This window comes from Pseudomonas sp. 32A, assembly GCF_052682255.1.
Genome location: NZ_JBQYLY010000001.1, coordinates 2,321,218 through 2,344,958, shown reverse-complemented (window position 1 = coordinate 2,344,958; position 23,741 = coordinate 2,321,218). Strand labels below are relative to the sequence as shown.

20 protein-coding genes and 1 pseudogene are annotated in these 23,741 nt (G+C 62.7%); 15 read left to right on the top strand and 6 right to left on the bottom strand.

Translation table 11 applies throughout. The features are described from left to right. Nucleotides 1–71 precede the first annotated feature (71 nt). From ACUN0G_RS10770 to ACUN0G_RS10750, 5 genes are all read left to right on the top strand, one after another. Nucleotides 72–278 (top strand): hypothetical protein, encoded by a 207-nt coding sequence (locus ACUN0G_RS10770; protein ID WP_063028939.1) that lies wholly within the window; start codon nucleotides 72–74, stop codon nucleotides 276–278. After that, nucleotides 266–1,093, top strand: coding sequence for a hypothetical protein (locus ACUN0G_RS10765; RefSeq protein ID WP_445573340.1), 828 nt, complete (start codon nucleotides 266–268; stop codon nucleotides 1,091–1,093). Before ACUN0G_RS10770 ends, ACUN0G_RS10765 begins: the two co-directional genes overlap by 13 nt. A gap of 161 nt (nucleotides 1,094–1,254) precedes the next feature. Beyond that, nucleotides 1,255–2,643, top strand: a complete 1,389-nt coding sequence (locus ACUN0G_RS10760) for an amidase (protein WP_445573339.1) — start codon at nucleotides 1,255–1,257, stop codon at nucleotides 2,641–2,643. A 93-nt stretch (nucleotides 2,644–2,736) separates the two neighbouring features. Continuing rightward, nucleotides 2,737–4,089 (top strand): citrate-proton symporter, encoded by a 1,353-nt coding sequence (locus ACUN0G_RS10755; RefSeq protein WP_063028934.1) that lies wholly within the window; start codon nucleotides 2,737–2,739, stop codon nucleotides 4,087–4,089. A 101-nt stretch (nucleotides 4,090–4,190) separates the two neighbouring features. Next, nucleotides 4,191–5,537 carry an OprD family outer membrane porin gene (locus tag ACUN0G_RS10750; RefSeq protein ID WP_445573338.1) on the top strand — a complete coding sequence of 449 codons (1,347 nt, stop codon included), beginning with the start codon at nucleotides 4,191–4,193 and terminating at the stop codon, nucleotides 5,535–5,537. Nucleotides 5,538–5,546: 9 nt separating this feature from the next. Here ACUN0G_RS10750 and ACUN0G_RS10745 read toward each other — a convergent pair whose 3' ends face one another. Next, nucleotides 5,547–6,449: a LysR family transcriptional regulator gene (locus ACUN0G_RS10745; protein ID WP_017475444.1), complete on the bottom strand. Its 903-nt coding sequence runs from the start codon at nucleotides 6,447–6,449 to the stop codon at nucleotides 5,547–5,549. A 1,008-nt stretch (nucleotides 6,450–7,457) separates the two neighbouring features. Here ACUN0G_RS10745 and ACUN0G_RS10740 point away from each other — a divergent pair. The 10 genes and pseudogenes from ACUN0G_RS10740 to ACUN0G_RS10695 all read left to right on the top strand — a co-directional run bounded on the left by ACUN0G_RS10740 (nucleotide 7,458) and on the right by ACUN0G_RS10695 (nucleotide 17,676). Beyond that, complete coding sequence (locus tag ACUN0G_RS10740; RefSeq protein WP_003215747.1) at nucleotides 7,458–8,228, top strand: FadR/GntR family transcriptional regulator; 771 nt, start codon at nucleotides 7,458–7,460, stop codon at nucleotides 8,226–8,228. Between the two features lie 96 nt (nucleotides 8,229–8,324). Next, the gene (locus tag ACUN0G_RS10735; protein ID WP_093208421.1) at nucleotides 8,325–9,527 is read left to right on the top strand and encodes an ABC transporter substrate-binding protein; all 1,203 of its coding nucleotides are present in this window, start codon (nucleotides 8,325–8,327) and stop codon (nucleotides 9,525–9,527) included. 67 nt (nucleotides 9,528–9,594) lie between these two features. Continuing rightward, nucleotides 9,595–10,455 (top strand): branched-chain amino acid ABC transporter permease, encoded by an 861-nt coding sequence (locus ACUN0G_RS10730; protein WP_258344893.1) that lies wholly within the window; start codon nucleotides 9,595–9,597, stop codon nucleotides 10,453–10,455. Nucleotide 10,456: 1 nt separating this feature from the next. Continuing rightward, entirely contained in the window at nucleotides 10,457–11,467 is a 1,011-nt protein-coding gene (locus ACUN0G_RS10725; protein WP_445573337.1) for a branched-chain amino acid ABC transporter permease, read from the top strand. Next, entirely contained in the window at nucleotides 11,464–12,213 is a 750-nt protein-coding gene (locus ACUN0G_RS10720) for an ABC transporter ATP-binding protein (protein WP_445573336.1), read from the top strand. Before ACUN0G_RS10725 ends, ACUN0G_RS10720 begins: the two co-directional genes overlap by 4 nt. Further along, nucleotides 12,213–12,908, top strand: a complete 696-nt coding sequence (locus tag ACUN0G_RS10715; RefSeq protein ID WP_445573335.1) for an ABC transporter ATP-binding protein — start codon at nucleotides 12,213–12,215, stop codon at nucleotides 12,906–12,908. Before ACUN0G_RS10720 ends, ACUN0G_RS10715 begins: the two co-directional genes overlap by 1 nt. Nucleotides 12,909–12,921: 13 nt before the next feature. Then, nucleotides 12,922–14,193: a Zn-dependent hydrolase gene (locus tag ACUN0G_RS10710; RefSeq protein WP_445573334.1), complete on the top strand. Its 1,272-nt coding sequence runs from the start codon at nucleotides 12,922–12,924 to the stop codon at nucleotides 14,191–14,193. Next, complete coding sequence (locus tag ACUN0G_RS10705) at nucleotides 14,190–15,593, top strand: amidase (RefSeq protein ID WP_445573333.1); 1,404 nt, start codon at nucleotides 14,190–14,192, stop codon at nucleotides 15,591–15,593. Before ACUN0G_RS10710 ends, ACUN0G_RS10705 begins: the two co-directional genes overlap by 4 nt. 164 nt (nucleotides 15,594–15,757) lie before the next feature. Beyond that, nucleotides 15,758–16,620, top strand: a pseudogene (locus ACUN0G_RS10700) (LysR family transcriptional regulator). Nucleotides 16,621–16,671: 51 nt separating this feature from the next. Then, nucleotides 16,672–17,676 (top strand): LacI family DNA-binding transcriptional regulator, encoded by a 1,005-nt coding sequence (locus ACUN0G_RS10695; protein ID WP_445573332.1) that lies wholly within the window; start codon nucleotides 16,672–16,674, stop codon nucleotides 17,674–17,676. Here the strand turns inward: ACUN0G_RS10695 and ACUN0G_RS10690 are convergent. From ACUN0G_RS10690 to ACUN0G_RS10670, 5 genes are all read right to left on the bottom strand, one after another. Beyond that, entirely contained in the window at nucleotides 17,673–18,398 is a 726-nt protein-coding gene (locus ACUN0G_RS10690) for an SDR family oxidoreductase (RefSeq protein ID WP_445573331.1), read from the bottom strand. The two genes, ACUN0G_RS10695 and ACUN0G_RS10690, sit on opposite strands and share 4 nt — an antisense overlap. A gap of 138 nt (nucleotides 18,399–18,536) precedes the next feature. Next, the gene (locus tag ACUN0G_RS10685) at nucleotides 18,537–20,069 is read right to left on the bottom strand and encodes an FGGY-family carbohydrate kinase (RefSeq protein ID WP_445573330.1); all 1,533 of its coding nucleotides are present in this window, start codon (nucleotides 20,067–20,069) and stop codon (nucleotides 18,537–18,539) included. Between the two features lies 1 nt (nucleotide 20,070). Beyond that, nucleotides 20,071–21,150 (bottom strand): alcohol dehydrogenase catalytic domain-containing protein, encoded by a 1,080-nt coding sequence (locus ACUN0G_RS10680; RefSeq protein WP_421526031.1) that lies wholly within the window; start codon nucleotides 21,148–21,150, stop codon nucleotides 20,071–20,073. A gap of 69 nt (nucleotides 21,151–21,219) precedes the next feature. After that, complete coding sequence (locus ACUN0G_RS10675; RefSeq protein WP_445573329.1) at nucleotides 21,220–22,212, bottom strand: ABC transporter permease; 993 nt, start codon at nucleotides 22,210–22,212, stop codon at nucleotides 21,220–21,222. Then, nucleotides 22,178–23,686: a sugar ABC transporter ATP-binding protein gene (locus ACUN0G_RS10670; RefSeq protein ID WP_421552133.1), complete on the bottom strand. Its 1,509-nt coding sequence runs from the start codon at nucleotides 23,684–23,686 to the stop codon at nucleotides 22,178–22,180. Before ACUN0G_RS10670 ends, ACUN0G_RS10675 begins: the two co-directional genes overlap by 35 nt. Between the last annotated feature and the right edge of the window lie 55 nt (nucleotides 23,687–23,741).

Sequence of the window (23,741 nt, the reverse complement as noted above, 5' to 3'; positions counted from 1 at the left end):
TGCCGGCCATCAATGGCGGGGGTCAAGGCCGCTTGCTATAAAAACGACTCCATCTTTTCGAGGTCGTCGCCATGTTTGGATTGTATTCGTTGTTTGCCGGTAAGCCGACTCAGGATGACTTGGATACGGTGGAAGCCATCAAGTCGAAAAGAACCATGAGGATTGAGGGAGAATGGGGTATTTCAGTCTCCGCCGAAGAAGTCATGGAATCCGAGGCCTACAAAGAAGCAATTCGCCAAGTCCGCAAAATGGAGGCCAATGATTCATGGGCCTGCTGATCATTTTTCCGTTACTGGTCAGCGGTTATCTGGTGTGTATCAAGCATCCTTACTACTACTGCCGGCTGCATCGTTTTGAAGGGCAGTTACTCTATCTACAGGTTGCGCGACTGGGACTGGTTTGCCTGGTCGTCGCCAGCCTGACAAGTGCCTTGATTCTGGCATTGTCCCAACAGGCGGTTTACGTCGCAGGCCGTGGGGTTGCAACAGACTATGGCCGCTATCTTGGCGCCCTATTGGTACAACTCGATATTGCCAACGAAAAGAATGCCGCACTTTGGGTTTTCTGGCTGCAGACCGGCTTGACCACCCTGGTCATTCCTTCTCTCTGGGCAAGGCTTTATGTCAACGCGAAGAAAAAAGAGCTGAAGTTGAAATCCGATGAGCAACTGAACTGCCGGCTCGCCCTGAACATCCTTGAAGGCACACCTTTCAAATACCTGCTCAGAGAATCCATCCAGAAGTACACGCCTTGCATGTTCAGCTTGAACGATCGAAAGGTGTACGTAGGCATTGTCGTATTCGTTGGCATGCCCACCGAGTCAGAAGGAGTGGACCATGCCTTCACTCTTCTCCCCCTGCTTAGCGGCTACCGTGACAAGGACACACTGGAAGTCACCCTGAGCACGCGTTATTCAGATAGCAGCCACCCAGCCCCCATCATGCTGATCCAGGAAAACGTAGTCTCTGTCACTCGCTTCGATTTCACCACCTGGAACACTTCACACGCTCGAAAGAACCGCCCACCTCAACAGGAGCCGTTCTTCAATCACCGCTCCATCCGTACGACAAAAACCTCAAGCGCCTGCGCCTGAGGTTTTAAAATAAACCAGAGGCTGCGCTTCGGGTTTCAGTGCACACAAAAACGCAACACTGAACTGCACCGATTGTGATGGCCGCGTCACACCGGGGTTTATATAGTCGTCCCTACTGCAACCCGCCATGAGCCAGCCGGCCCATCACAAGGAAGCGTTCGATGACTGACCTGCATACCCTTACAGCCGCCGAACTGCTGGCGCAATTCGCCAGCCGGCAACTCGCGCCCATCGACTACTACGACCAGCTCCTGGCCCATATCGACCGCTGGGAGCCGCAGATCAACGCGCTCTATGCCTTCGACCCGCAACAGGTACGCCAGCAGGCCCAGGCATCCACCGAGCGCTGGAACAAGGGCCAGCCCAACGGTGCCCTCGACGGCGTACCGGTGACCCTCAAGGAATTGATCGCCACTGAAGGCGTGCCTATCCCCCTCGGCAGCGCCGCCACCCGCCTGACCCCGGCCCTCAGGGACGCACCGCCCGCAGCCCGTATGCGTGAAGCAGGCGCGATTATCCTGGCCAAGACCACCAACCCGGATTTCGGCATGCTGTCTTCCGGCCTGTCGAGCTTCCACGGCATCACCCGCAACCCGTGGAATACTGCCAACAACACCGGCGGCTCCAGCTCCGGTGCCGCCGCTGCGGCCGCCGCCGGTTATGGCCCGCTGCACGTGGGCACCGACATCGGTGGCTCGGTGCGCCTGCCCGCCGCCTGGTGCGGCCTGGTGGGGTTCAAGCCGACCTTGGGACGCATCCCCATCGACCCGTATTACACCGGCCGCGCCGCCGGGCCCATGACCCGCACCGTCGACGACTGCGTGCTGCTGATGCAACACCTGGCCCGCCCCGATGCCCGCGACGCCACCAGCCTGCCGCCACTCACCACCCAGTGGAGCAACCAGCCGTTGTCGGTCAAGGGCCTGCGGGTCGGCCTGATGCTCGAGCCCGGCGTGGGCATGCAGCCTGAAGGCTTCGTGTGCGAAGCCGTGGAGCAAGCCGCGCGGCTGTTCGAAGCCCATGGCGCCAAGGTCACGCTGATCCCGCCGATCATGGACCGCGCCCAACTCGACGGCCTCGACCATTTCTGGCGCGCCCGCCAGTGGGGCGACTTGTCCGCGTTGAGCAGCGAGCAGTTCGACAAGGTCTTGCCGTACATCCGCGACTGGGCCGCACCAGGCGCCGAGGTCAGCGGCGTACAAGCGGTGAAGGGTTTCAACCAGACCTTCGAGATGCGCCGCCGCGCCGCGCAGGTGTTCACCGAACTCGACCTGGTGCTGTCCCCCACCAACCAGGTCAACGCCTTCCCGGCCGAGTGGCCTTCACCCAGCAACAACCCGCAACTGCCGTTCGAACATATTGTGTTCACGGTGCCCTGGAACATGGGCGAACAACCGGCGCTGTCGATCAACTGCGGTTTCGCCGCCGATGGCATGCCTATCGGCTTGCAGATGATCGCCCCGCGTTTCGCCGATCAATGGCTGCTGCAAATCGCTAAAACCTACGAGAGCTGGCGTGGCGCAATCCACCACTGGCCGAATCCTTCCTGACTTTGACGCTGTAAGAACTGCCCACCCACACGCCAGCTCCGGGCCTACGCGGCCGGAGCTTGGACGACCTATAACTAAAATCGAGGGGCTGGTATGCACACTGAGCAATTGACACGATCCGATCCTGATCACGCACCCGAAACACCGTCCCCGGACGCCGGCAAAAAGAGCATCTTCGCCGTGGTCCTGGGTAACGCCGTGGAGTTTTTCGACTTTGGTGTGTACGCAACCTTTGCGGTGATGATCGGCCACACGTTTTTCCCGTCCGACAGCGCCTTCGTCAGCTTGATGCTGTCGGTCACCGCGTTCGGTATCGGCTTTATCGTCAGGCCCCTGGGCGCGGTGCTGATCGGCGCCTACGCCGACCGCGTCGGGCGCAAGCCGGCGATGCTGTTGACCCTGGTGATGATGGCCGTGGGCACCGGCAGCATCGCGATATTGCCGGGCTACGAGACCATCGGCATCGCGGCGCCGATCCTGCTGGTGCTCACCCGCATGATTCAGGGCCTGGCCTGGGGCGGTGAAGCCGGCCCCGCCACCACCTACATTCTCGAAGCGGCGCCGCCCCACAAACGCGGGACCTACGCCTGCTGGCAAGTGGTCGCCCAGGGCGTGGCCGCCATGGTGGCCGGGCTGGTGGGTTTCACCCTGACCAAAGTCATGTCCCCGGAAGACCTCAACAGCTGGGGCTGGCGCGTGCCGTTTGTGTTTGGCCTGTTGGTATTGCCGATCGGCATCTACATCCGCCGCAACCTCGCCGAAACCTTCCACGGCCACGGCGAGCAGACCAGCACCGGCGACCTGGTGCGGGAAGTTTGCGGCAAGCACCGACGGGCCTTGGTACTGGGGTTGCTGATCCTTTCCGGCAGCACCATCACCCAGTACTTCCTCAACTACATGACCACCTTCGCCCTCACCGAGCTGAAGCTGCCCACCAGCATCTCCATGCTCTCGACCCTGGTGGCGGGCGCCGCCATGGCGGTGTGCGCGGTGGCCGGCGGCATGCTCTGCGACCGCTTCGGGCGCCGGGTAATCCTGATGACACCGCGGGTGGTGTTGCTGTTGATTCTGTTCCCGGCCCTGCAACTGATGACCGAGCACCCAAGCCCGGCGACCTTCCTGCTGACCCTCGCGGTGCTCTCGGGCCTGCACGGCATGAGCGGCGCAGCGCTGATCGTACTACTGGTGGAAAGCTTCCCGAAATCCGTACGCTCCACCGGTTTCTCCATCGTCTACGCCTTCGGTGTGGCGGCGTTTGGCGGCACTGCGCAGATCATCATCACCTGGCTGATCGGCACCACCGGCGATCCGATGTCACCGGTCTGGTACCTGCTGATCGCCAACCTGGTATGCCTCACGGCCGCCTGGTTCGCCAAGGAAACCCGCCCGTCGCTGCCCGGCAGCCCGGCCCGCGAAACCCGGCTCACAGAAGCCTCGGTTCGCTGAACACCTTTTCCCACTGTCCCGCGTCTTTTCGCCACCGATCGGCAGCGCCTGAGGGCCTGCCGGGACGGTCGCCTTACGTCTGATTTGTATGGGGATTTACCATGTATCCACGTCTTTTGCTGGCCGTCACCCTGGCTTCCAGCACCCAGGCTTTCGCCCAAGAGAACGCTCAAGCCAGCGCACCGGGCTTCCTCGAAGGCAGCACCCTGGACCTGAACCTGCGCCATTACTATTCCAACCAGCACACCAAACGCACCACCCGCCTGAGCATCAAGAAACCCGGCGGCATCGAGCCCACTCGTGTACGCGAAACCTGGGTGCAGACCAGCATGCTCAAGTACAGCTCCGGCTACACCCAGGGCCTGATTGGCGTGGGCGTGGATGCGGGAATCTTCAGTGCGGTCAACCTTGAGCGTGGGCACGGCAAGGTGGCCAATGGTGGCGACCGAGTGCTGGTAGACGGCGACGGCGATGCGATTCCAACCTGGAGCCGCCTGGGCGTGGGCGACGTGCGTTTGCGCCTGTCCAGCACCGAGATCAAGGCGGGCCGGCTGATGACTGACAACCCGATCCTGCGCTACAAGGACAACCGTGCCCTGCCCTCCAGCTTCCAGGGCGTGGGCCTGTTCAGCAACGAATTCGACTGGCTCTCGGTGCAGGGCGGCAGCTTCGAGCGGGCGATTCCGCGCACCGGCACCGGTGCCGAAAAGCTCACCACCACCTTCGGCAACCGCGCCTACAGCGGCGCACGCATCAGCTACCTGGGCGCCACGGTCAAACCGGGTTACGGGCTGGAAGCCAGCGTCTACGCGTCGCGCTTCGAAGACATGTGGGACCAGACCTACGTCGGCCTGACCCACCGCATCGGCGACAAAAGCGACATCGCCTTAAAGACCGCCTTCAACTACTACCACACCAGTGATTCGGGGGACAAAAACCTCGGCTACATCGACAACAACGCCGCCAGCCTGGCCTTCACCGCCACGCACCTGGCCCACAGCCTGACCCTGGCCTGGCAGCAGGTGTTCGGCAATGAATACTTCGACTACGTGTGGGAGTCCACCGGCAACTACATGGCCAACTCGCTGTACTCGGACTACAACGGCCCCAACGAAAAATCCTGGCAACTGCGCTACGACCTGGACTTCGCCGCCTACGGCGTGCCCGGCCTCACCGCCAGCCTGTGGCACGCCAAGGGTTGGGACATTGACGGCACCCATTACGACGGCGACCGCAACGGCCACAACACCGGCTACAACGTGCGCAGCCTGGATGGTGCCAAGCACAACGAAAACGGCTTGATGGTGGCCTATGTGATTCAGTCCGGCACCCTCAAAAACACCGTACTGCGCACCATCGTCTACAACCACCGCGCCAGCGGCGGGCAGATTGACGGCAGCTACGATGAATTCCGCCTCGTCGCCAATGTGCCGATCAACATCTTCTGAGGCTCAGGCTCAGTTCAGCGAACAACGCTGCATCGCCCCCGCCAGCATTTCCTGGCACTTGAGCACCGCCACCGAGCGGGGGCGGTTGCGGTACACGCAGAGGTCGATGCGGATGCGGCCGAGGTCTTCATCGGCGATCGGCACGGCGACCAGGCCGTCGCCCAAGTCCCGTACGTCTGCCTCGACCTGGGGCAAAATCAGCACCGCTGCCCGTTGCCGGGCCAGGCTTTTCTGCACTTCCAGGGAGCTGGTGGTGAACACGGGTTCGAGGGTGACGCCGCGTTTTTTCGCGGCCACTTCCAGGGCCTGGCGCACGCCGTAGGCCGAGTCGGGAATCGCCAGGGGCTGGCCTTCCAGTTCGCTCAATTCGATGCTTTCGCGTTGGGCGAAGGGGTGTTCGGCGCTGACCAGCACCCGGTGCCACAGCTGGCAGTGGGCGGTGACTTCGACGTCGGCGCGTTCTTGCAGGTAGAACGCCAGGCCCAGGTCTGCCTCACCGCTGCACAGGGCGTCGAGGGTGGCCGATGCACTGGCGATTACGATGTTGAAAGTGACCTTGGGGTGGGCGCGGTAGAAGGTGGCGAGTACCGGGGCGAGCACGGTGGAAACGATACTTTCTGACACATGGATGCTGATGTTACCGGCCACCTGGCTTTGGCGGCTGGCGATGACTTCGCGTACCTGGTCGAGGCCGCGCAGGGTTGAGGTGACTTGTTCGGCCAGGCATTCGCCCTCGGCGGTGAGGCGGATGCCGCGGGGGCCGCGTTCAATCAGGGCGGCGCCGAAGAAGTGTTCCAGGTGTTCGATCTGGCGGCTGACGGCGGTTGGGGTGACGTATAGACGTTCGGCTGCCTTACGCAGGGAGGCGCAGCGGGCGACCTCGTGGAAATATCGCAAGGCGCGTAGTTGCATTGGGGTTGCTCCTTTTTTTGGGGGGTTGGGTTGGGGGGGACGCAATTACTGCGCCATGCATGTGTACATATCCGTTTCTTCGGTCACGGCGGCTTATGGTTCCGCTCTTACAGCGGCTCACTTTGGAAAAGCCGGAATGCCGGCCCAGCCCAAAGTAAGCAAAGGGCTCTGCCCCGCCTGTCGGCGCCTCGCTGTGGCTCGGCGTTCCCTCACTCCGGCATTGCTCCGCGGGCCGCCGCGACGGGCCATCCATGGCCCGGCGCGGCTAAACCGGCGTCCTGCCGGTTTACCCGCTCCGCAATACCTGCGTTCGGCCTCGGGCTTATTGGGGCAGTCAGATCAAAATCAAAAGCAAAAGCACAGCGGCCTCCCGGCCGGCTTGAGTGTTAAAAGCCAGATCAAAAGCCAGAGCGAAAACAGCTCTGCTTTTCTGTGGGAGCGGGCTTGCTCGCGAAAAACCTGAGAGCGCCGCGTTGAATCAGGATGCCCACGTCATCGTTAACGATCTTCGCGAGCAAGCCCGCTCCCACATTTTTGACCGTGCCCGCTTTAGCTTTTGATTTGGCTTTTGCTCTTCAACACTCAAGCCGGCCGGGAGGCCGCTGTGCTTTTGCTTTTGATCTTGATTTTGATCTTAGGCGCCCCGTTAAACCACGCTGGCCGAACGCAGGCTTTGGAGCGTGGGTAACCTGGCAGGACGCCAGGTTAGCCGTCCTGGGCCAGGGATGGCCCATGACGGCGGCCCACGGTCCAAAGCCGGAGTGAGGGCACACCGAGCCTAGGCGAGGTGCCGAGTGGTGGGGCAAGAGCGTTTTGCTTACTTTTGCGCTCTTCAAAAGTGAGCCGCTGTAAGAGCGGAACCATAAGCCGCCGTTACCGCAGCAACGGATATACACACCCCCACCATTTACGACCCATCCAAACCAAAAACGACCCCCTCCGTTGACGCCCCACCCCAAACCCCTATTAAGTACTATTAATGCGCATTAATAGGATCAATCACCCACCATGCTAAGCCGCCCATTGCGCCGCAAACGCCAGAAACTCTCCGACGTGATCGTCGAGTCGGTCAAACGCTCCATCGTCACCGATGCCCTCAAGCCCGGCGACCGTTTGCCCACCGAACGCGAACTGATGGAAAGCTTCCAGTGCTCCAAAGGCTCCGCCCGCGAAGCCCTCAAGGCGCTGGAAGTCGAAGGCCTGGTCAACACCCGCACCGGCCCCAGCGGCGGGGCCTACCTCAACCAGGCCGGCACCGAACCCGCCAGCCGCGCCCTGCGCAACTACCTGCACTTCCAGCACCTGGACGGCGAACAGGTCTACCAACTGCGCAAAGTCATCGAAGTCGAACTCGCCGTCTCCGTGCTGGGCCGCCTGAGCGAAGACGACTATCGCGCCCTCCAGGACAACGTCGATTTCTGCAGCGCCCCCGAAGACAGCGAAGCCGGCCAACGCGAACAACGCATCGCCGAACTCGAATTCCACAACCTGCTGGCCAAGGCCTGCCCCAACCCGCTGCTGAGCTTCATGGCGCAATTCCTCAACGACCTGCTGCGCGACCTGGTCGTCCTGAAAAAAGCCTACAAACCCAAGCGCAAGCAATTCGACGCCGCCAACCTCGACTACCACAAACAACTGCTGATCGCCTTCCGAGCCGAAGACGAAGCCACCGTACGCAGCCTGATGCACGAACACATGTGCGACGCCGAACACCACATGACCGCCCTTGAAGGTGAAGTCAGCCCGCACTTTCTACTGGAGTTCGATCACAACCACTGACACGCCCCAACCCCCAATAAAAGGCCTGCCCACAGGCCGTGCTCCACCGTATCGCCATTGTCACTCCTGCCAATAACTAATCCAGGGAGTCACCCCATGCAGCGTCGTACGTTGTTGAAAGCCAGTCTCACCGCAGCCGCCGCCCTCAGCCTCCCGCTGAGCGTGCGTTCTGCATTCGCCGCCGAGCCCTTTACCTTTTACGGCCTCAAGTCCATGTCTGGCGCCTTTGCCAGCTATGGCAAATTTGCCGACATGGGTTCACGCCTCGCGGTGGAACAGCATCCCGAGTTGCTCGGCCGCCCGCTGAACTACAAGGTGATCGACACCGAAGGCAACGCCGGCAAGGCCGTGCGCAAGGTCCAGGAAGCGATCCAGCAGGACGGCGCACGCTTTTTCCAGGGCTGCACCCTGTCGTCTTCGGCACTCGCGGTGGCCAAGGAAGTGAGCAAGGCCGGTGGCGTGTTCATGACCCCGGTGGGCGCCGATGAAGTCACCGGCAAGGACTGCAACAGTGCCACCTTCCGCTGGTCGGTACCCACCTACGGTGCGATCCGCGAAACCCTCGTGCCGCTGATCAAGCTGCTGCCCGACGCCAAGCGCTGGTACACCATCACCCCGCAATACGTGTTCGGCGAAGCCCTGCTCGAAGGCGCCAAATCGGTGCTGGCCGAGCATGGCCTGGAACACGCCGGCAACAGCTACCACTCCCTGCAGGAACAGGAATTCTCCGGCTACCTGACCAACGCAATCGCCGCCAAACCCGACGTGCTGGTGCTGCTGAACTTCGGCAGCCAGTCGTCCAACACCCTGCGCCAGGCGGTGAACTTCGGCATCAAGGAGCGCATGAAAGTGCTGCTGGTGTGGTCCGCCGGCCTGGATCAGTTCCAGGAGCTGGGCAGTGACGTACTGGAAGGTGTGTACCTCGGCGCGCAGTACTGGCATCAGGTCGACACTCCGCTCAACCGTGACCTGGTGAAACTGACCAAGGCCAAATACGGCATCAACCCCACCTACCCGCTGGCCGCTGACTACATCAGCACCAAGGTCATGCTCGAAACCATCATCTCCACCGGCAGTTTCGACGGGCCGACCGTGGCCAAGGCCATGCAGGGCCTGAGCTACGAAGGCCCCACCGGCAAGGAATCGATCCGCGCCGGCGACCATCAGGTGATCAAGGACTACTACCTGCTGGTGGGCAAGGCCGCAGGCGACATGGCCGACAAGGACGACCTGGCCAAGGTGCTCAGTTCCGGCCAGTCGTTCCCGCCAGTGGAAGCCACGGGCTGCGTGCTCGGCTGATCCGCTGAAAATCTACTGGTGACACAGCGCAGGGCCGCTCACGCGGCCGCCTGCCGAGGGTTCCTGCATGCTTAATCTTTACCTGTTCCAGATTCTCAACGGCCTGGGCCTTGGGATGATTTATTTCCTGATCGCGGTCGGCTTGACGATCATTTTCGGCTTGCTGAACTTCGTCAACTTCGCCCACGGTGCGTTCTTTTTGCTGGGCGCCTACATCTGCTACACCGCCGTCAGCCTCACCGGCAGCTTCTGGCTGGCACTGCTGATTGCGCCGCTGGTGGTGGCCGCACTGGCCTGGGTGATCGAGCGATTATTGATCCAGCGGATTTATCACTTGCCGCACATGTTCCAGATTCTGGTGACCCTGGGGATCGCCCTGATCATCCAGGAAGCCAGCGTGATGATCTGGGGCCCGGTGGGCAAGAGCGTCGCCGTGCCGGAATTGCTGCGCGGGGTGCTGGTGATCGGCGATTTCGTCTACCCCTACTACCGCCTGTTCCTGATCGTGTTCTCCGGCCTCGTTGGCCTTGGCCTGTGGCTGCTGCTGGAACGCACGCGCTTCGGCGCCCTGGTGCGGGCCGGCAGTGAAAGCACCGAGACCGTATCCTTGCTGGGCACCAACATTTTCCGCCTGTTCTCCATGACCTTCGCCCTCGGCGTGGCCCTGGCCGGCGTTGCCGGTGTGCTGTTCGCGCCGTTGCGCGGCGCCCAGCCCTTTGTCGGCCCGGAAATCCTCGGCGTGGCCTTCGTGGTGGTGGTGATTGGCGGCATGGGTTCGTTCAGCGGCGCACTGGTGGGCGGCCTGTTGGTCGGCGTGGTGCAAAGCCTGATGACCACACTCTGGCCTCAAGGCGCGAGCCTGATGATCTACGGCGCGATGGCCGTGGTGATTCTGGTACGTCCTTACGGCCTGTTCGGGAGAGCCTGACATGAGCGAGAAAAATCCCCTGCCGTTCGCCAAGACCCAGTCGCGCTATATGCTGCTGTTGGTGCTCGCGGTGTTGATCGGCTTACCGTTGATTTTGCCCTCGGCGACCCTGGCCACCGAGATCCTGATCTTTGCCATGGCCGCCCTCGCCTGCAACCTGCTGCTGGGTTACACGGGGCTGCTGTCGTTCGGCCAAGGCATCTTCTTCGGGGCCGGCGCCTACTGCGCGGCGTTGCTGATGATTCACCTGCAACTGGGCCTGTTCAGCGCATTGCTGGGCGCTGCGGTCGCCGGTGGTTTCCTGGCTTTCCTGGTGGGCGCCCTGGCGATCCGCCGCACCGGCATTTACTTCGTGATGCTGACCCTGGCCTTCAGCCAGATGGCCTACTTCGTCGCCTACACCCTGAGCGACTGGACCGGCGGCGACAACGGCCTGCTCAGCGTGCCGCGCCCGGAAATCCGTCTCGGTGACACGGTGCTGTTGTCGCTGACCGATGCTCGCGCGTTCTACGGGTTTGTCGCGGTGCTGTTCCTGCTGATCTTCATCGGCGCCCGCCGGGTGATCGCCTCGCCATTCGGCAGCACGCTGATGGCGATTCGCGAAAACGAAACCCGCGCCTCAGCCATCGGCTACGACACCCGCCACTTCAAGATCCTGGTGTTCGTACTGTCCGGCGCCGTGACCGGAATTGCCGGGGCGCTGTACGCGATGCTGCTGCACTTTGTGCCGCTGTCGAACATCGACCTGGCGATGTCCGAGAACATCCTGATCATGACCATCGTCGGCGGCACCGGTTCGCTGTTCGGCTCCTTGCTGGGCGCCGGTTCCATCGTGCTGCTGGGGGACTTCCTGTCTGACCTGTGGCCGCGCTGGCTGATGCTGCTGGGGGTGATTCTGATCCTGGTGGTGATCTTCATGCGCGGCGGTTTGTGGGGCGGCTTTTCGACCCTGTTCGAACGTGTGCGCGGCAGCCGCAAGGCCGACGTTGTGAGCAAGGAGAAGCTGTCATGAGCATCCTGTTGGAAACCAAGAACCTGGAACTGGCCTACGGCGCATTCCACGCGGTGAACGGCGTCAACCTCAAGGTCGAAGCCGGCACCATCCACACCATCATCGGCCCCAATGGCGCCGGCAAGACCAGCCTGTTCCACTGCCTGACCGGCGAGCGTCAGGCCACCGCCGGGGCGATTCATTTCGACGGCAAGAACCTGATGCGCAAACCGGCCCACAGCCGCGTCGGCCTGGGCATGGCCCGTTCGTTCCAACTCACCAGCCTGTTCCAGAACCTCAGCGTGCGCGAGAACCTGCGCCTGGCCGCCCAGGGCCGCGACGGTGCCCGCGCCCTGAACTTCTGGCGCCGGGTCGACAGCAAGCGCGAACACCTGGAGATGGCCGATCAGGTGCTGGAGCGCCTGCAACTCACCGCTCGCGCCGATACCCTGGCCGGCGAGTTGTCCCACGGCCAGCAGCGGGTGCTGGAAGTCGGCATGTCGATCTGCTCCAAACCCAAGCTGCTGATGCTCGACGAACCCACCTCGGGCATGGGCATCGACGACATCCCGATCATGACCCAACTGATCAGCGACCTCGGCCGCGACCATACCGTGCTGTTGATCGAGCACAACATGAGCATCGTCATGTCCATCAGCCAACGCATCACCGTGATGAGTCACGGCCAGATCCTGGTGGAAGGCACACCGGAATTCGTGCGCGCCGACGAGCGCGTACGCACCGCCTATTTGGGAGAAGCCGCCTGATGCTGACCGTCGACAATATCCATTCCTACTACGACAAGAGCCATGTCCTTGAAGGCGTGTCCCTGACCGTCAACCCTGGCGAACTGGTGACCCTGCTGGGGCGCAACGGCGCCGGCAAGACCACCACCCTGCGCAGCATCCTCGGGATTATCTGCCCGCGCCAGGGCCAGATTCACTTCAACGGCCAGCCACTGGTGGGGCAGAAAATCTTCGAAATCGCCCGCCAGGGCCTGGCGCTGGTGCCGGAGAACCGCGGGATTTTCCGCCTGCTCACGGTGGAGGAAAACCTGCGCATTGCCGTGCGCAAGACCAGCCGCTGGCAGATGGAAGACGTGTACAGCATGTTCCCGCGCCTCAAGGAGCGCCGCAAAAACGCTGGCCACGCACTGTCTGGCGGCGAGCAGCAGATGCTCGCCATCGCCCGCGCCCTGCTCAACGATCCGAAGCTGCTGATCCTCGACGAACCCACCGAAGGCCTCGCGCCGGTGATCGTCGACGAGCTGGTGAAGATCCTGCGCAAGGTCAAGGAAGACGGCCTGCCGGTGCTGCTGGTGGAACAGAACCTGATGGTCTGCGACAAGCTTGCCGACCGCCATTACGTCCTCGAACAAGGCCGCGTGGTGTACGAAGGCAGTGCCGAAGCCTTCCGCGCCGACCCGACGATCAAGAACCGTTACCTGGCCCTGAGTGCCTGACCGGAGACTGCTGATGAATAGTTTTGCGCAACCGCTCCAGAGCAACGCCCCGCTGATCAACCGCGAGCGCCTGTGGCAATCGCTGATGGACCTCGCCCGCCTCGGCGCCACACCCAAGGGCGGCGTATGCCGCCTGGCCCTCACCGACCTTGATCGCCAGGCCCGCGACCTGTTTGTGCAATGGTGCGAGGCGGCCGGCTGCAGCGTCAGCGTCGACGCCATCGGCAATATCTTTGCCCGCCGCGCCGGGCGTAATCCGGCACTGGCGCCGGTGATGACCGGCAGCCATATCGACACCCAGCCTACCGGCGGCAAGTTCGACGGCTGCTACGGCGTGATGGCCGGCCTGGAAGTGATCCGCACCCTTAACGATTTGAATATAGAGACTGAAGCACCGATCGAAGTGGTGGTGTGGACCAACGAAGAAGGCTCGCGTTTCCCGCCGTGCATGATGGGTTCCGGGGTATTCGCCGGTAAATTCGACTTGCAGGAAACCCTCGACAAACAGGACGAGCACGGCCTGTCGGTGGGCGCCGAATTGCGGCGCATCGGCTATGCCGGTTCCCGCGCCGTGCTGGGCCATCCGGTGGGGGCCTATTTCGAGGCGCATATCGAACAAGGCCCGGTGCTGGAAGACCAGGCCACCACCATCGGCGTGGTCATGGGCTGCCTGGGCCAGAAGTGGTTCGACCTGACCCTCACCGGCGTCGAAGCCCATGCCGGCCCGACGCCGATGCACCTGCGCAAGGACGCCCTGGTAGGCGCGGCGCAAGTGGTCAGCACGGTGAATCGCATCGCCCACGAACAACAACCCCACGCCTGCGGCACTGTCGGTTGCCTGAGCCTGCATCCCGGCTCACGCAACGTGATTCCCGGCCAGGTTCACATGACCATCGACCTGCGCCACCTGCACGCCGACAAGCTGCAAGCGATGGTCGACGAAGTGCGCCAGGTGATCGAAGCGACGGCCGAGCAACACGGCCTGAGCTTTGAACTGACGCCTACTGCCGACTTCCCGCCGCTGGACTTCAACCCCGCCTGCGTCAACGCCGTGCGCGAGGGTGCAAGCAGCCTGGGCCTGAGCCATATGGACATCGTCAGCGGCGCCGGGCATGACGCGATCTTCGTCGCCGAACTGGGCCCCGCCGGGATGATTTTTGTGCCCTGCGAAGGCGGCATCAGCCACAACGAAATCGAAAACGCCGCGCCGGATGACCTGGCGGCGGGCTGCGCCGTGTTGCTGCGGGCCATGGTCAACGCGGCGCAAGGAGGGAAAGCGGCATGACGGATATCGCCAACCTGACCGCTGTTGAGCTGCTGGCTCTCTATCGGGATAAAAGCCTGTCGCCAGTGGAAGTCACCGAAGACGCCCTGCTGCGGATCGAACGCTACAACCCGGCGGTCAACGCCTACTGCCACGTCGACCCGGAAGGCGCCTTGAAGGCGGCGCGGGATTCGGAACAGCGCTGGCTCAAGGGCCAGCCGTGCGGGGCCCTGGACGGTGTGCCGTCATCCATCAAGGACCTGACGCAGACCATCGGCATGCCGACGCGCAAGGGTTCGCGCACCACCTCCGCCGAGGGCCGGTGGGAGGTGGATGCGCCCTTCTCGGCCTTCATGCGCAAGGCCGGCGCGGTGCTGCTGGGCAAGACCACCACGCCGGAATTCGGCTGGAAAGGCGTCACGGATAATCCGTTGTATGGGATTACCCGCAACCCGTGGGACACGCGCATGACGGCGGGCGGTTCGTCCGGCGGTGCCGGTGCGGCGGCGGCGTTGAACCTGGGCGTGCTGCACCAGGGTAGCGATGCCGGTGGCTCGATCCGGATTCCTTGCGCCTTCACCGGCACCTTCGGCATCAAGCCGACTTTCGGTTATGTGCCGCAATGGCCGGCCAGTTCGATGACCATTTTGTCCCACCTGGGGCCGATGACCCGAACCGTGGAAGACTCGGTGCTGATGCTGCAAACCATTGCCCAGCCTGACGCGCGGGACGGCTTGATCGGCGCGCCCCGCACCACGCCATGGCTGCAGGCCGGGGCCGACTTGAAAGGCCTGCGTATCGCCTATAGCCCGAACTTCGGCTATGTGGACGTGGACCCGCAAGTGGCCCGGGTCGTCGCCAAGGCGGTCGAAGGCCTGGTGCAGTTGGGTGCCCATGTAGAGCAGATTGATCCGGGGTTCAGTGATCCGCTGGAGGTGTTCAATACCCTGTGGTTTGCCGGTGCGGCACGCCTGGCCGGGCCGTTAAGCGATGCGCAACGGCAACTGATGGACCCGGGGTTGCTGCGCATTGCCCGACTGGGCGAGCAGATCAGCCTCAGTAACTACAGTGCGGCGCTGGAAGCACGGGCTGCACTCGTGGCGCGCATGGCGGCATTCCATGAGCATTACGATGTGCTGGTTTCGCCGATGATGCCGATCACCGCGTTCGAGGCCGGGCATAACGTGCCGCCGGGTTCGGGCCTTGGGGAGTGGATGGAGTGGACGCCGTTTACCTATCCCTTCAACCTGACCCAGCAACCGGCGGCGTCGGTGCCGTGCGGGTTGGCCGCGAATGGGTTGCCGGTGGGGTTGCATGTGGTGGGGGCGCGGTTTGCGGATGAGCAGGTGCTGAGGGTTTGCCAGGCGTATGCCAAGGCTTTTCCAACCGAGCACCTGCAAGCCCCCAAAACCCCAACCTGAAATGCAATCAAACTGTGGGAGCGGGCTTGCTCGCGAAGGCGGTGTGTCAGTCAAGATATCCGGTGACTGACACACCGCCTTCGCGAGCAAGCCCGCTCCCACATTTTTTGTCCGTATTCCAATCATCAGCCCCTACAATGCCTCCTATCATCCAAGGGGGTTTCATGGACATCGAACTGGCACGCACCTTCCTCGAAATCACCCGCTGCGGCAGCCTCGCCGCGGCGGCCGAGAAGCTGCACGTCACCCAGACAGCGATCACCGCCCGCGTCAAGAACCTCGAAAGCCAGCTCAACAGCACCCTGTTCGTGCGCAACCGCGCCGGTGCCCGCCTGACCCGGACGGCGAAGCTTTCGTGGTCTACGCCAACCAGCTGGTACAAACCTGGGAAGCCGCACGCCGCGACCTGCCATTGCCCGATGGTTACCGCAACGTGCTGCACATCGGTGGCGAAGTCAGCCTGTGCAACCCGTTGATGCTCGGCTGGGCCCAGGCCTTGCGTGAACAGATTCCCGGTCACGCCCTGCGCACCGAGATTCGCGAAGGCGAGTACCTGTTGCGCCAACTGGAGCTGGGGGTGCTGGACGCTGCACTGGTGTTTCAGCCGCAATACTGGCCGGGGTTGCAGGTGGAGCAGGTGCTGGAAGAAAAACTGATCCTGGTGCAACTGGCGGCGCGGCCCGAGCCCTACGTGTATATCGACTGGGGCCAGGGCTTCCGTCAGCAACACGACGCGGCCCTGCCGGACAAGGCCCGCGCCGCCCTGAGTTTCAATCTCGGGCCGTTGGCGTTGCAGTACATCCTGGAGAATGGCGGCGCCGGGTATTTCCGCACGCGGGTGGTGCAGAGCTACATGGACAGCGGCGTGATGGAGCGGGTTCCCAAGGCGCCGGAGTTCAGCTTTCCAACGTACCTGGTGTATTCCCGCGAGCGCGACTCGGCGGTTTTGCAGCAGGCACTGGCCTTGCTGCGGGCGGTGGTGGAGGCGGAAAAGGATTGGTCGCAGCGCTGGGATCCGGTGATTTGAAGCCGTGCACATGGTAGCCTCAGGTTGTTTTCTCCTGGTTTCCCCCTGCCGATGAACAAGAAAAAATCCGTCACCATCAGCGACATCGCCAAACGGGTCAACATGACCACCATCACGGTGTCCCGTGCGCTGAGCAAACCCGACCTGGTCAAGCCCGCCACCCTGGCGCGGATCCTCGAGGTGGCACGGGAGCTGGACTACGTGCCCAACGCCTTCGCCCGCGGGCTAAAGCGTAGCGAAAGCCTGATCATCGGCGTGATCACCGCTTCGGTGGACAACCCCTTCTACAGCGAGATGATCAAGGCGATTTCCCGCGAGGCGAAAAAGCACGGCTACACCATCATGCTGGTGGACACCGACGAACTGGAAGAACTGGAAAGCAAGGCAGTCGATACCCTGTTGGGCTACCGTGTGGCGGGGATCATCCTGTCACCGGTCTCCGACGAACCCAGCTACCAGCCGGACTACCTGGAGCGCCTGGGCAACGGCAAGACCCCGGTGGTGTTGCTTGACCGCACCATCCACGAGAGCCCGTTCAGCCGCGTGGTGCTGGACAACTACCACAGCGGCATCGAGGCGGCGCGGTACCTGGTGCGGCAAACCCCGAATCTCAAGCGCCTGCTGGTGCTGACCGGGCCGGAGCATTCGCGCATCACCATGGAGCGCCTCAAGGGCCTGAAAGAAGTCCTGGCCGAGCACCCGCAGGTGCAGGTGGAAGTGTGTGCCGGCGACTACACGCTGATGCCCTCCTACCTGCACACCCTCGACTACCTGGCCGAGCATTCGGCGCCGGACGCGATCATGGGCTTCAACCAGTTGATCACCCTCGGCGCCTTGCGCGCGTTGCGCATGCACAACATCCCCCACGACAGCCTGACCATCTGCGGCATCGACCGCCTGCCCTTCGCCGATATCTTCGGCGTGCCGATTGCCTGCGTGGCCCACGATGCGTCACTGGCCGGCAGCAGCGCAGTGCGACTGCTGCTGGACCGCCTCGAAGACCCGCACAAGCCGCGGGACAAAGTGGTAATCGCCGGCAAGCTGGAAAACGGCTAGCGGCTGGTGTAGCCGCCATCGATCGGCAGGCTGACACCGCTGATCATGCTGGCGGCATCGCTCAGCAGGAACAGCACCGGCAGGGCCACCTCCGCCGTTTCAGCAAACCGCCCCAGCGGGATCGCCGCCAATGCCGGGTCGCGCTTGGCCGGTGCCGACCAGGCCATCTGTGCCATGGGCGTCAGGGTCACGGTGGGGTTGACGCTGTTGACGCGGATCCCGAAGCGGCCCCATTCCGCGCATTGCACCCGAGTGATGGCGTCCAGTGCGGCCTTGGAGGCGCAGTAGCCGAGGTGATCGTCCAGCGCCACCAGTGAGGCTTGGCTGGAGACGTTGACGATGCTGCCGGGAATCCTGGCTTCAATCATTGCAGCGGCGATACGGCTGGCGACCTGGGCGGCGGCGCGGGCGTTGACGTTCATCACCTGATCGAAGGCTTCTGCGCTGATGGCGGCAGCCGGTTCCAGGCGAGAGATACCTGCGCAGTTGACCAGGCCGTGCATCGGCGGCAAACCTTGCAGGGCCAGGTCCAGGGCGGTGCTGTTGGCGATGTCCAGGCACAGGGTTTCGCAGCCGAGTTGGGCCAGGGAGTGGGCATCGCGGCCCAAGGCGAAAACCTCGGCGCCGCTGGCGATCAATTGCAGGGCGATTTCCCGGCCGATGCCGCTGCTGGCGCCGGTGACGAGGATGCGCTGGTGGGTGAAGTCGAAGGTAGCGTTCATGGTTCACGATCTCTAAAACGATGGAGATCCAATGTGGGAGCGGGCTTGCTCGCGAATGCGGTGGGTCAGGCAATCAATTTGGCACTGATACACCGCATTCGCGAGCAAGCCCGCTCCCACATTTGGCTCGGTGTTCGCTTAATTTAATTGCAGGCTGTGCATCACCGGTTTCAGCGCCGGATACAGCTCCAGATAGCTGACAAACGCCCGGTCATACACCCCGACATTCCCCGCCTCCGGCTCCGCCCGCAGCTCCAACTGCACCCAGCCCTTCTCCATCTGCCGATCATCCACCAACCCCACCGCATGGGCCGCCAGCAACGCCGCGCCCAGCGCTGCCTCCACCTCTTGCACGATGGTGTAGACCTGGTAATGGGTGATGTCCGCAATAATCTGCATCCACAAATCCGAATGGCTCGCCCCACCCACCACAATCAACCGTGGATCAAGGGAATGCGCCCCACGGGTGCCCGCTTCGATATTGTGCCGCAGGGCAAAACTCACCCCTTCAAGCACCGCGCGGTACAAGTGGATGCGGCTGTGATAGAGGTTCAGCCCGACAAAGCTGCCGCTGGCCCGGTCATCCCACACCGGGCTGCGTTCGCCCATGAGGTACGGCAGGAACAACAGGCCTTCACTGCCCGCCGGGATCTTCGCGGCGCTCTGCTCCAGCAGCCACAAACTGTCCTGGCCGGTCTCCCTGGCCTGTTGCTCTTCGGCCTGGCAGAACTGCTCGCGAAACCAGCTCACCGACGCCCCGGCGGTAATCGCACCGCCGAAGATGTACAGGTCCTGATGGCCGTTATAGACGTGGGGCATGCTCACCAGGCCATGGCGCGCGTCCACCTGCTGATTGAGATAACCCCAACACATGCTGGTGCCGATCATCGCCACGTGATTGCCCGGCCGCGTCACTCCGGCCGCCAATGTGGCCATGGCCGCGTCCACGCCTCCGGCCAGGATCGGAGTGCCCGTCTGCAGGCCCAATCGCTGCGCCCATTCCTCGAGCAAACCGCCGACCACTTCACCGGAATACAGCAGACGCTCCGGCATCATCGCCAGGGGAATCTCCAGCGCCGCCAACATCTCGGCCGACCAGTCACGCCGGGCCACATCGTAGACCCCGCCGATATTGCCGGCGCTGCTGTGGTCCACCGCCAACTCACCGGTCAGGCACCAGTTGATGTAACTGTTGGGCGGCAGCAGGTAGCGGGTGTTGGCCCACACCTGCGGCTGGTGTTGCTTGAGCCAGAGCATCTTGGTGAAGCCGTAGTAGCTGTCCACCGAGTTGCCGGTGACCGCAAACAGCCGCTCCAGGTCCACATGCTCGCGCACCCACTCCACTTGCTCGCCCGCGCGCCGGTCCATCCAGATCAGGCACGGGTGCAGCGGCGTGATCTGCTCGTCCACAGCAATTCCGGAGCCGCCATACAGGCTGCTGATGCACAGCGCCTTGACCTGCGCTTTCCCTACGCCGGCCTTGGCCATGCACTGGGCGACGCAGGCCTCGACCGCATCCAGCCAGACCTGCGGCCACTGCTCGGCCCAGCGCACTTTCGGGGTATCCACGCGATACCCCTGGCTGTGCTGGGCGATGATCAAGCCGTCCGCATCCACCAGCAGCGCCTTGGTGCTCTGCGTGCCGATGTCCACACCCATTACGTAGTTCATCTCAGACCACCGGCTTCAGCAGCACCTTGATCGACTTGGTCGAATTGGCCAGTTCAAACGCCTCGGCCCAGTTATCCAGCCCGAAGTCATGGGTCACGATGCCCTTGGAGGTCACCAGGCCGCGCTCGAACAGGTCGATGGCCACCGGGTAGCAATACGGCCCCAGGTGCGCGCCACGGACGTCCAGTTCCTTGCGGTCGCCGATGATCGACCAGTCGGCGCTGGTTTCGGCGCCAAACACACTGAACTCGACAAACCGCCCGAGCTTGCGAATCAGATCCAGGCCTTGGGTCACGCCCGCCGGTACGCCGGTGGTTTCGATGTACACATCGCAGCCGTAGTTGTCGGTCAGGCCATTGATGATCTCGCGGGCATTGTCCCGGGACGGGTTGATTACCACGTCGGCACCGTACTGCTTCGCCAGTTCCAGGCGCTCGTCGACCATGTCGATCACCACCAGTTTCTTCGGTGTTTTTAGCGCCGCCACCTGCACCATGCACAGGCCCAGGGTGCCGGCACCAGCAATCACCAACACGTCATCCAGCTGAATCTCACCGCGGTTGACGGTGTGAATTGCGCAGGACATCGGCTCGATCAGCGCCGAATCTTCCAGGGACACCGACTCCGGAATCTTGTGCACAATGGCGGTCTTCGGGATGCGCATGTACTGGGCCATGCCGCCTTCGGCCACTTCACGCTGGAAGCCGAAGATGTTGTGCACCTCGCACATCCAGTACTTGCCGGACTTGCAGAAACGGCACTTGCCACACGGTACGATCTGCTCGGCGATCACCTTGTCGCCGACCTTCACCTCAAAGTGCTCCTCGGCGCCCTCGCCCGCTTCCACCACGTAGCCAAAGAACTCGTGCCCCGGCACCACCGGCGCCTTGACCCACGGGTTGTCGCCGCCCCAGAACATCGCAGCGCCGGAGTGGCATTTGCAGTCACTGGCGCAGATGCCACAGGCGGCGATGCGGATCACCAGTTCATTGACCCGCGCCTGGGGTTTGCTGATGCGTTCCAGGCGGTAGTCTTTCGGGCCGTGGCAGACGACGGCTTGCATTTGGTTGTGCTTTTCCATGATGTGCGGACCTTTCTTGAGCATGAGAGAACCCATCGCGGCCACCATGGCCGCGTGGAGATAACCGGTTTACTTGTGGCGCTGACGGCTGATAAAGATCGCCAGCAAAATGATCCCGCCCTTGATCACACTCTGGACGTAGGGCGAGACCCCGAGCATGTTCAAGCCGTTGTTCAACACCCCCAGCAGCATGGCGCCGAGCAAGGTGCCGACAATCACCCCGCGCCCGCCGGCAATCGAGGCGCCGCCCAGGACCACGGCGGCAATCGCGTCGAGCTCAAACGACACCCCGGCATTCGGCTGGCCGCTCATCAAGCGCGAGGTCAGCACCAGCCCGGCAATCGCGGCGGTGAAACCGCTGATGCCATACACCAGCAACTTGAAGCGCGCCGCCCGCACGCCGGACAGGCGCACCGCTTCCTCGTTGCCGCCAATCGCGTAGATATAGCGACCGATGCGGGTGTGTTGCAGCAGCACATAAGCCGCCAGGTACGTCACCAGCATGATCAGGATCGGCACCGAAATACCGAACAGGCTTTCGCGGCCAAAGAAGCCAAACCACTCCGGCAACCCGGAAATCGGGTAGCCATCGGTGTACATCAGGCCGAACCCGCGGGCGATGCCCATGGTCGCCAGGGTGACGATGATCGGCGGCATGTGCAGGTAGGCGACAAACAAGCCGTTGCCGATGCCGAAGGCCACGCCGACCAGCATCCCGGCGCCAATCGCCAGGCCCGGCGGCAAGCCGGCGACCATCAAGCCAGCGGTCAGGGTGCCGGACAAGGCCATCACCGGCCCCACCGACAAATCGATGCCGCCGGTGAGAATCACGCAGGTCATGCCCACCGCGATAATCGCGTTGATCGAAACCTGGCGCGCAATATTCGACAGGTTGTTGGCGGTGAGGAAATTGTCGCTGGCGAAGATCATCACCAACGTCACCACCAGCAGCCCGACAAAGGGATAAAACGCCGGTGAGCGAATCATCCGCGCCAGGTTCAGGCGCAGCCGGCCAGGCGTCACGGCATTAATGGACGTATTCACTTGAGCCCCCTGTTGCATGGCGCATGACCTCTTGAGGATTGACGGCAGACGCTTCCAGTACCTTGACGATGGCGCCCTTGTGGAACACGGCGACGCGGTCGCACATGCCGATGACTTCCGGCAGTTCCGAGGAAATCATGATGATTGCGTAGCCTTGTTCGGTGAGGCTGCGCATCAGCGCGTAGATCTGTGCCTTGGCGCCGACGTCGATGCCACGGGTGGGTTCGTCGAATACCAGCACGTCGCAGTGATGGTTGATCCAGCGGGCAATCACGACTTTCTGCTGGTTGCCGCCGCTGAGGTTGAACACCCGGCTCTCGCCGCTGGGGGCCTTGATCGACAGCTGGCGCATCAGCGCTTCAACGCTGGCACATTCCTTGTCCTTGTCGATCAGGCCGCTGACGTTCTGGTATTTGGGCAGGTTGTTGAGGGAGATGTTTTCGCGAATGCTGAAGTCGGTGATCAGGCCTTCGGTCTTGCGACTTTCCGGCAGCAGGCCGATGCCATGGGCCAAGGCCTGGGCCGGGTCGTCGAGGGTGATTTTTTCGCCGCGCAGCCACACGTCTTTGCTCACCGACGGCAGCGCGCCCATCATGCCCAGCGCCAATTCGGTACGCCCGGAACCCACCAGGCCGGCAAAGCCGAGAATCTCGCCCTTGTGCAATTCAAAGTGGTTATGGGGGCCGTTGCGCACCAACTGGATGTCCTTGACCTCCAGCAACAGCGGCCCGCGTTCGCTGGTGGGCTTGGCCGGAAAACTGCACTCCAGGCGGCGGCCGACCATCATTTCCACCAGGCGGTCGATATCACTGTCGGCCACATCGGTGACGCCCACATTGCCACCGTCGCGCAGCACGCTGATGCGGTCGCACACCTGGAAAATCTCCTCCAGGTGGTGAGAGATAAAAATCACCGCCACGCCCTGGCGCTTGAGCTCACGCATGATCTCGAACAGCAGCTCGGCCTCGCTGGGCGTGAGGGTGGCGGTGGGTTCATCGAGCACCAGCAAACGCGCATCCAGGGCCAGGGCCTTGGCGATCTCGACGAACTGCTGCTCGGCCACACTCAGGTGCTTGACCGCGCATTGCAGGTCAATGCTGACGCCGAGGCGCTTGAACAACGCCTCGCTGGCCTCGACCATTTCGCGTTTGCGCAACAGGCCAAAACGGTTGCTCAGCTCATGGCCGAGGAAGATATTTTCCACCGCCGTGAGGTAGGGAATCAGGCTGAATTCCTGGAACACGATGCCGATACCGGCGGCAATCGCATCACGGTAGGTCGCAAACTGCCGGGCCTCGCCGTCGATCAGGATCTGCCCTTCGTCCTGGTGCTCGACCCCGCCAAGGATCTTCATCAGGGTCGATTTGCCCGCGCCATTTTCCCCGAGCAAGGCATGAATCTCGCCCCGCTGCACTTCCAGGTTGATCGCCTTGAGGGCTTGCACCCCCGGGTAGCGCTTACAGATGTTTTCCAGCTTCAGAAGACTGCTCATACCGCCGACCTCGCATTCAGATGGATGACCTGTGCCCCACGCCTGGCGTGGGGCC

Bases quoted from the DNA above. Each gene is read 5' to 3' on its own strand.
- ACUN0G_RS10730 (WP_258344893.1), top strand. From the start codon at position 9,595: ATGCTTAATCTTTACCTGTTCCAGATTCTCAACGGCCTGGGCCTTGGG.
- ACUN0G_RS10720 (WP_445573336.1), top strand. From the start codon at position 11,464: ATGAGCATCCTGTTGGAAACCAAGAACCTGGAACTGGCCTACGGCGCA.
- ACUN0G_RS10760 (WP_445573339.1), top strand. From the start codon at position 1,255: ATGACTGACCTGCATACCCTTACAGCCGCCGAACTGCTGGCGCAATTC.
- ACUN0G_RS10740 (WP_003215747.1), top strand. From the start codon at position 7,458: ATGCTAAGCCGCCCATTGCGCCGCAAACGCCAGAAACTCTCCGACGTG.
- ACUN0G_RS10735 (WP_093208421.1), top strand. From the start codon at position 8,325: ATGCAGCGTCGTACGTTGTTGAAAGCCAGTCTCACCGCAGCCGCCGCC.
- ACUN0G_RS10690 (WP_445573331.1), bottom strand. From the start codon at position 18,398: ATGAACGCTACCTTCGACTTCACCCACCAGCGCATCCTCGTCACCGGC.
- ACUN0G_RS10680 (WP_421526031.1), bottom strand. From the start codon at position 21,150: ATGGAAAAGCACAACCAAATGCAAGCCGTCGTCTGCCACGGCCCGAAA.
- ACUN0G_RS10685 (WP_445573330.1), bottom strand. From the start codon at position 20,069: ATGAACTACGTAATGGGTGTGGACATCGGCACGCAGAGCACCAAGGCG.
- ACUN0G_RS10715 (WP_445573335.1), top strand. From the start codon at position 12,213: ATGCTGACCGTCGACAATATCCATTCCTACTACGACAAGAGCCATGTC.
- ACUN0G_RS10710 (WP_445573334.1), top strand. From the start codon at position 12,922: ATGAATAGTTTTGCGCAACCGCTCCAGAGCAACGCCCCGCTGATCAAC.
- ACUN0G_RS10725 (WP_445573337.1), top strand. From the start codon at position 10,457: ATGAGCGAGAAAAATCCCCTGCCGTTCGCCAAGACCCAGTCGCGCTAT.
- ACUN0G_RS10695 (WP_445573332.1), top strand. From the start codon at position 16,672: ATGAACAAGAAAAAATCCGTCACCATCAGCGACATCGCCAAACGGGTC.
- ACUN0G_RS10770 (WP_063028939.1), top strand. From the start codon at position 72: ATGTTTGGATTGTATTCGTTGTTTGCCGGTAAGCCGACTCAGGATGAC.
- ACUN0G_RS10765 (WP_445573340.1), top strand. From the start codon at position 266: ATGGGCCTGCTGATCATTTTTCCGTTACTGGTCAGCGGTTATCTGGTG.
- ACUN0G_RS10750 (WP_445573338.1), top strand. From the start codon at position 4,191: ATGTATCCACGTCTTTTGCTGGCCGTCACCCTGGCTTCCAGCACCCAG.
- ACUN0G_RS10705 (WP_445573333.1), top strand. From the start codon at position 14,190: ATGACGGATATCGCCAACCTGACCGCTGTTGAGCTGCTGGCTCTCTAT.
- ACUN0G_RS10755 (WP_063028934.1), top strand. From the start codon at position 2,737: ATGCACACTGAGCAATTGACACGATCCGATCCTGATCACGCACCCGAA.
- ACUN0G_RS10670 (WP_421552133.1), bottom strand. From the start codon at position 23,686: ATGAGCAGTCTTCTGAAGCTGGAAAACATCTGTAAGCGCTACCCGGGG.
- ACUN0G_RS10675 (WP_445573329.1), bottom strand. From the start codon at position 22,212: ATGCAACAGGGGGCTCAAGTGAATACGTCCATTAATGCCGTGACGCCT.
- ACUN0G_RS10745 (WP_017475444.1), bottom strand. From the start codon at position 6,449: ATGCAACTACGCGCCTTGCGATATTTCCACGAGGTCGCCCGCTGCGCC.